The following is an 853-nucleotide window of genomic DNA, read 5'->3' as shown; positions in this document are numbered from 1 at the left end:
CCGCAGCGCCTGGTCGGCTGCGCAATAGCCCCAGTTCACCAGGTCGACCGTCTCTTCGCTACCTAGGAAATGCAGTGAGGTGCCGATATCCGCCGGCGCGGTCGCGGCGGTCTGCACGAAATTCGGCTCGCTCGCGTCCGGCTTGCTGGCGATCGACCAGAAGACGCCGCGCGTTGCCGCATAGTCGGGCCGGGTCGTGTCTTCGGGCAGGCCGCGATCGTCGGCGTCCTTGGCCGCCTGGAAGCGCGCCACCAGGTCCCGTCGCCGCAGTGAGCGCACCTGGTTGTCGGTGGTGTCGAGCACGCGTTTGAGCTGCGAGAACCAGTTCCAGTAGCCCGCCTTCGAAGCCTGCCAGGGCGCGCCGGCGTCGCTCACCAGCAGCCAGCGGCAGCGCTTCAGCGCCGGCTCGATGCCGTGATTGTCGTAGACGCCGCCATCGGTGAGCACGGCGCGGGAAGGCGGAACCGGCGCGCCGACCGAAGGGTCGAGCTTATCGTTCTTCCACACGAAGGGCGTGAGGTCGAGCCGAAGCGGCGACAGGAAAGGCGGGAAAGCCGAGGAGGCAGCCACCGCGAGAGCCACCGGCAGGTCGGCGTTGTACGCGACGCCAATGCGATAGTCGGCCACGTAGCGCCGCGACAGGCGAAACAGCGAGCCGGTGCCGAGATTGCTCGAGCAGAACACGAACCAGGGCTTTTCCGGCAGGCTCTTCAACATCGGCCTGGAGCCAGCGAACAGGCGCCGCTCATAGCAGGCGGCGACTTCTCGCGCCGCGCTCGAAAACGGGTTGAGCAAGCCCTTGAAGATCGACGGCGCATCGACGAAGACCTGCGAGAACTCCAGGATCCTGTGC

At 67.1% G+C, this 853-nt stretch carries 1 protein-coding gene; it reads right to left on the bottom strand.

Features of this window, described 5'->3' with window-relative positions; translation table 11 throughout:
- Positions 1–853, bottom strand: an 853-nt coding sequence (locus EOA24_RS39755; RefSeq protein ID WP_127410917.1) for a patatin-like phospholipase family protein, incomplete at both ends; no start/stop codon positions are given.

Origin of the sequence: Mesorhizobium sp. M2A.F.Ca.ET.039.01.1.1 (assembly GCF_003998035.1) — a bacterium.
Classification (GTDB): domain Bacteria; phylum Pseudomonadota; class Alphaproteobacteria; order Rhizobiales; family Rhizobiaceae; genus Mesorhizobium.
The sequence above is the reverse complement of the archived record's forward strand: the minus strand, read 5'-3'. Positions and strand labels throughout refer to the sequence as shown.